6 protein-coding genes and 1 pseudogene are annotated in these 6,097 nt (G+C 63.6%); 2 read left to right on the top strand and 5 right to left on the bottom strand.

The window, feature by feature from the left end; translation table 11 throughout:
- The 5 genes and pseudogenes from WA702_RS07200 to WA702_RS07180 all read right to left on the bottom strand — a co-directional run.
- Nucleotides 1-168 (bottom strand): annotated as a pseudogene (locus WA702_RS07200) (acetyl-CoA carboxylase biotin carboxyl carrier protein); the annotation flags it as partial.
- Between the two features lie 34 nt (nucleotides 169-202).
- Complete coding sequence (gene aroQ, locus WA702_RS07195; RefSeq protein WP_425109838.1) at nucleotides 203-670, bottom strand: type II 3-dehydroquinate dehydratase; 468 nt, start codon at nucleotides 668-670, stop codon at nucleotides 203-205.
- A gap of 288 nt (nucleotides 671-958) precedes the next feature.
- Nucleotides 959-1,741: a DUF1236 domain-containing protein gene (locus WA702_RS07190; protein WP_425109837.1), complete on the bottom strand. Its 783-nt coding sequence runs from the start codon at nucleotides 1,739-1,741 to the stop codon at nucleotides 959-961.
- A gap of 194 nt (nucleotides 1,742-1,935) precedes the next feature.
- Nucleotides 1,936-2,697 carry a DsbA family protein gene (locus WA702_RS07185; protein ID WP_425109836.1) on the bottom strand — a complete coding sequence of 254 codons (762 nt, stop codon included), beginning with the start codon at nucleotides 2,695-2,697 and terminating at the stop codon, nucleotides 1,936-1,938.
- Between the two features lie 101 nt (nucleotides 2,698-2,798).
- On the bottom strand, nucleotides 2,799-4,199 hold the full coding sequence (locus WA702_RS07180; protein WP_425109835.1) for a M48 family metalloprotease: 1,401 nt from the start codon (nucleotides 4,197-4,199) through the stop codon (nucleotides 2,799-2,801).
- Nucleotides 4,200-4,337: 138 nt separating this feature from the next.
- Between WA702_RS07180 and WA702_RS07175 the strand changes: the two genes are divergently transcribed.
- Entirely contained in the window at nucleotides 4,338-5,537 is a 1,200-nt protein-coding gene (locus WA702_RS07175; RefSeq protein ID WP_425109834.1) for a pyridoxal phosphate-dependent aminotransferase, read from the top strand.
- A 127-nt stretch (nucleotides 5,538-5,664) separates the two neighbouring features.
- A partial coding sequence (locus WA702_RS07170) for a cation:dicarboxylate symporter family transporter (protein WP_425109833.1) occupies nucleotides 5,665-6,097 on the top strand: 433 nt, incomplete at its 3' end.

Here is a 6,097-nt window from a genome sequence, read left to right as displayed (position 1 = left end):
GGGCAGTGCCGCAGCGACCGTGACGTTGCGCGCGACGCGGATGCGCAAGCCGGCACGCTCGAGCTCGATCTCGGTGAGGCTGGTCTCGTCGAGCAGAGCGGCGAGTTCGCGAATCAGCTCGGCATCCTCGGATTTCGCAGGGGTTTTGTCGGTGGGCTGGCGCGCCATGATGTTCTTCCGGATTCTGGACGTGGTGGCGGCGTCAGGCTTGGGCCTTGGCGCCAATTTTTGCAGCGAGACCGGCGATGGCGAGCCGGTAGCCATCAATTCCAAAGCCACAAAGTGACGCAAACGCGGCTTTCGCGGTGAAGGAATGATGACGGAAGCTGTCGCGGGTATAGATGTTGCTGATGTGCACCTCGACAGTGGGGATTTTCACCCCCAGCAGGGCGTCATGCAGGGCGATCGAGGTGTGCGAATAGGCGCCCGCATTGATGATGATGCCTGCGGCCTGCCTGGTGCGGGCCTCGTGGATCAGGTCGACCAGCACGCCTTCATGGTTGGATTGCTTGCACGCCGCGACCAGGCCGAACTGGGCCGCGGTCTCAGTGCACAGCTTCTCGACATCGGCAAGCGTGGCGTGACCATAGGTCTCGGGCTCCCGTGTCCCCAGGAGATTGAGGTTCGGTCCGTTGAGGACGTAGATCGTCTGGTCAGGGGCTATGGCCATCCCAATCCCGGCAATGTGGCGGCAGATGGCGGGCGTTATAGGTAACAAAACTGCGAAGGGGAAGTCTTTCGCACGGCAAGATGTTGCCGCAATTGCCTCGCTTGGCGCGCGAGGGATCACATCCAAGCCGCGGAAATTGTTGGCTAACGGCCGACACCTCTCAGCCGCGCCCGGCTGCGCCGTGGCCCGCGGCCTTTCCGAAGCGACACGGGCAAAAGGGCGGGCATCGCTGCCCGCCCTTGGTCGCAAAGTTTGGCCGTCAGGTTTTGGCCGTCAAGTCTGGTCGGATCAGGAGTTGATGACCGCGACGATCTCGTAGCTGCTCGGGTCGATGATCACGATCTCGTCGCGCACCAGGATGAAGTCATAACCACGCCATTCGGGATAGATGGTCACGACATCGGCCGGGAGCGGATGGAATTCGACATCGTGCGGCACGCGGGTGCCGACAGAGACCGAGAAGTTCACGTTGGTGACCGACTTGACGTGCTCGTTGTGGATCACGCTGGTGATCTTGGTGCGCTGCTCGGTCGAGAGCTTGGCGCCGGCGCCGGCCTGACCAGTGGTCGTCTGCGAACGCTCATTGGTCTTGGTCTGGGCGTTCATGTTGTTGTTGTTGGTACGGCCCTCGGCGTTCATGTTGCTCTTCGAACTGCCTTCGCGGTTCTCGGCATTGGTGCTGCCGTTCTTCTCCTGCCGGCCTTCCGCCTTCATGTCCTTGGTAGCGCCGCCCTTCTCATTCTCGGAGCTCATGCTCTTCGACTTCTGGCCCTTCTCCTCGGCGCGCTCGTTCTTCATGGCGCCCGACTTCTGCTCGGACTGGCTCTGCTTCATCTCGGACGAGCCTGTGCTCTGCGAAGGTGCAGCGCTGTCACGGTTCTCCATCGTACCACCGGCCGCGCCGCCGCCGGCTGCCGACGTGCCGGCACCTCCTGCCGCGCCGCTACCTGCGCTGTTGTGCATCGCTGCGCCGCCGGATTCATGGCCGCCACCGGCACCCTGCGCATTCGCATAACCGACGCCGGCAATCAGCGCGATCGCGGCCACAGAAACCATCAAACGGTTTGTCATCTGAACTCCTCCTCACATATTGGCATTGCCCGCGCGAACAACGGCACCCGATTGCGGAGGTTCCAGCAGGCGGCGGCAGGTTCCTAAATTTTGTTTGAGCAGGTGAACGTCTGCTCATGAAGCTGAACGACAACGAAAAGGGCCGGCGATTCCGCCGGCCCTGAAGCAATTTCCGCTTTTCGGTCGTGCCGCGATCAGCAGGTCGCCTTGCCGCAGCGCGCGTTGCTGATCTTTTCCTTCAAGCCATCCTCGCCAATCGCGCCGACCACCACCTGCTTGCCGATCACGTAGCTCGGCGTGCCGTTCATGCCCATGTCTTCGGCGAGCTTGAAATTCTCCTCGATCGTCGCCTTAGCCTCGGGGCTTGCCATATCCTTCTCGAGTCTGGCCATGTCGAGGCCGAGATCCTTGGCGACTGCGAGCGCGCGGGCCTTATCGGCAGGACCGCGGCCGCCGAGCAGCTTCTGATGGAAGTCGAGGTATTTCTGCGGCGCCTGCATGCGCACGGCGACAGCGACCTGCGCGGCTTCGACCGAGCCCTGGCTCAGCACCGGAAACTCCTTCAGCACGACCTTGAGCTTCGGATCGGTCTTCATGAGGTCGAGCATGTCGGCCATCGCGCGTTTGCAGTAGCCGCAATTGTAGTCGAAGAACTCGACGAAGGTGACGTCGCCGTCCTTGTTGCCGAGCACGACGCCGCGCGGCGAGTTGAAGATGGTCTCGGCGTTCTGCGAGATGCTGGCCTCGTGCTTGGCGCTTTCGGCGGCGGTCTGGCGCCTCTGCAGCTCGACCATCGCTTCCTCGAGCACCTCCGGATGCGAGACCAGATAGCTCTTGATAATGGTCTCGATTTCGCCGCGCTGGCCGTCATTGAAGCTCTGGGCCGATGCAGCCAAAGGCGCGCCGCAGAGCGCAAATGCGAAAGCTGCGGAAAGCAGCGGGCGGAATGACAGCATGGAAGACTTCCTCTGGGTCAAGCGTTGGGTTTCGTGTCGATGGTCGTAACAGCGAATAAACGGATCGGGCAGTGCGCAAACGTCGCAGCGTCGACTGCTTCCTAGTTCGTCTTCATCGGCTTTGCCGCGACGATGTCGTCTGCCCTGACCCAGCCCGGAGAGCCAACGGCAAATCGCGTCTTGGCGCGGGAGGCGAGCTCGCGTGCCGTCTTGTTGTCGCCGCGAAGGAAAGCGGCCTGCGCCGATGCGAGATCGGCCTCCGCGTATTCGCCCTTCTTGCCATAGGCCATCGCGAGCTGAGTATAGCCGAGCGGCGCTTCGGTCTCGCGCGCCACCGCGTTGCGCAGGATGGTGATGGCCTCCTCAGTGTAGGCCTTATTATCCGTTGCGACCAACGCCTGCCCAAGTAACATCTCGATGAGCGGTGCGCCACCCGAGATCGAGACCGCCTTACGTAGCGGCGCGATCGCCTCCGCCGGTTGGCCGCCCTCGAGCAGCGCCTGGCCGCGCAGTTCGTAGAAATACGGGTTGTTGGGCTGCTGCTTGATCAGCCCATCGATCTGGACCAGCGCGCTCCGCAGGTCGCCGTGGAGATAGGTCGAAATGGCGTGGGCGTAGCGTGCCGGCAAGCTGGTGTCGGAGATCGGGTAGCGCCGATTGACGGTATCGGGGCGCTCCATGAAGGCCGAAATCTTGGCGCGAACCATGTCGTGGCGCATCTGCAGCGTCGGATCGTCCTTTTTGTCCCAATAGGGGCTCGAATGGGCGAATTCCTCCAGCGCGGCGACGCGCTCGGCCGGCATCGGATGCGACTGCAGGTAGGGGTCGGCGCCGCGGGCCGCGAACAGACTCTCATTGGTGAAGCGCTTGAAGGTCTCGTACATGCCCTTGGGCGACTGGCCGCTCGCGGTCAGGAACTTCACGCCGGCACGGTCGGCATTCTCCTCCTGCGAGCGCTGATAGGACAGCAGCGAGCGGCGGACCATCTCCTGCGGGCCGGCGAGCGCCGCCGCGCCGGCATTGGCAAGGCCGCTACCGCCGCCGCCGGTGCTCGCGCCCGCAACCAGTGCGCCGGCGCCGAGCACGGTGGCGATGATCATCATGGTCTGGGCATTGGCGATCTGCAGCCGCATCTTGGCGAGATGGCCGCCGGCGAGATGGCCAGTCTCGTGCGCTAGCACTCCGATCAGCTGGTTCGGGGTCTCCGACTGCATGATAGCGCCATAATTGACGAAGATTCGGCGGCCGTCGGCCACGAAGGCGTTGAAGGAGTTGTCGTTGATGATGACGATCTGGATGTTCTGCTTCTCCAGGCCGGCCGCGCGCAGGATCGGCCGCGTATAGTCACGTAACAAGGCCTCGGCCTCGGTGTCGCGGAGGATCGGCGGGCCCTTGTTCTGCTGTGCGCTCGCCTGCGCGAACGGTGTCAGGCTGAGGGCCGCTGCGACCAAGGCCGCAAGCGGAACCGAGAGTTTCTTGCGAAGCACGGTGTGGAGCAACATCGGGGGCGATCTTTGCAATTGGCGCGCGGCTCGAGACGGGCTATTGCCCACCAATCCGTGGAATGCGGCCGGTCTGGGGCAGATGCAGCGCCAGATCGAAGGCTGGGTTCGGACAGCTCGGGTCAATAGCAGATTACAATGGTCGATGCGACATTGAGAGACACGGTGGAACGCGGGATTGCGGCCCTGACGACGCCCTCGAACCGCAGTAATGTTCCGCCGTTCATGGTGATGGATGTGATGGCGGCGGCCGAGCGGATCGAGGCTGCCGGCGGCCATGTCATCCACATGGAGGTCGGGCAGCCGGCGGCGCCAGCGCCGCGCGCGGCGATCGCGGCGGCCCATTCCGCGCTGGAGCAGGTCCGGATCGATTATACGTCGGCGCTGGGCCTGGCGTCGTTGCGCGAACGGATCGCGCGCTATTATCGCGACAGCCATGGCTGCACCGTCGATCCAGGCCGGATCGTGGTCACGACAGGCTCGTCCGCCGCCTTTATCCTGGCATTCCTCGCCGTGTTCGAGCCCGGCGACCGCGTCGCGGTGACGGTGCCGGGCTATCCGCCTTATCGCCATATCCTGACTGCGCTCGGCTGCGAGCCGGTGCTGATCGAGACCACCAGCGAGACGCGCCACGCGCTGACAGGCGAGGCGCTGCTGGCCGCGCACCGCAAGACCCCGCTGAAGGGCGTCCTGGTTGCGAGCCCGGCCAATCCAACGGGCACGATGATGTCGAGGGAGGCCCTCGCCAGCGTGATCGACGCGGCCCATGATGCCGGCATTCGCTTCATCTCCGACGAGATCTATCACGGGCTCGATTACGCGTTCCCGGCGGTCACAGCGGCCGCGCTGTCGCCTGACGCGCTTGTGATCAACTCGTTCTCGAAATACTTCTGCATGACCGGCTGGCGGATCGGCTGGATGGTGGTGCCGGAAGCCCTGGCCCGCCCCGTCGAGCGGCTACAGCAAAATCTGGCGATCTCGGTGCCGACCTTGTCACAGATCGCTGCAGAAGCGGCCTTCGATGGCACGGCTGAAATGGAAGCGATCAAGCACGGCTATCAGGAGAACCGCCGCATCCTGATCGAAGGCCTGCCGAAAGCGGGCCTGACCAAGTTCCTGCCGGCCGACGGCGCGTTCTATCTCTACGCCGACGTCTCGGACTTTACCTCCGACAGCTTCGAATTCGCCAAGCGCATGCTGGAGGAAACCCATGTCGCGGCCACGCCGGGGGTCGATTTCGATCCGTTCCGGGGGCGCCATTTCATTCGCTTGTCCTACGCGCGGTCGGCGGACGACATGCGCGAGGCGGTGGCGCGGGTCGCACGCTGGCTTGCATAGGAACACGGTCGGGATGCCATTAGCCCCATCATTCCATTGACTTCGGCTTGACAATTTGTGTCAGGTGGCCGCGGCAAGGGCCGGGGACAACCTGCCCTCCACATTCCAGACAGGAGCAGGAAGGGCCATGGCGGCAGGGACCGGGAGCGGGACGTATGACGCGCGAATACCGGCGGTGAAGAAGCCCTGGTACGGGATTCTTTACATCCAGGTGCTGATCGCGATCGTGATCGGAGTCATCGTGGGCTGGCTGTGGCCGCACCTTGCCACCAGTGATTGGATCAAGGCGCTCGGCGACGGCTTCATCAAGCTGATCAGGATGGTGATCGCGCCGATCATCTTCTGCACCGTCGTCTCCGGCATCTCCCACATCCAATCCGCCAGCAAGGTCGGCCGCGTCGGCGTCAAGGCGCTGGTCTATTTTGAGATCGTCTCGAGCTTCGCGCTGATCATCGGCCTGCTCGTCGGCAATCTGATTCCGATCGGACATGGCCTGGCGGCCCACCCGGACGCGGCGGCGGTCGCCAGCTACGTCAAGCAGGCCGAAGCGCAGAAGACGG

Source organism: Bradyrhizobium sp., from assembly GCF_049798375.1.
In the GTDB taxonomy this organism is placed as follows: Bacteria; Pseudomonadota; Alphaproteobacteria; order Rhizobiales; family Xanthobacteraceae; genus Bradyrhizobium.
This window is presented reverse-complemented; position numbering and strand designations above follow the sequence as displayed.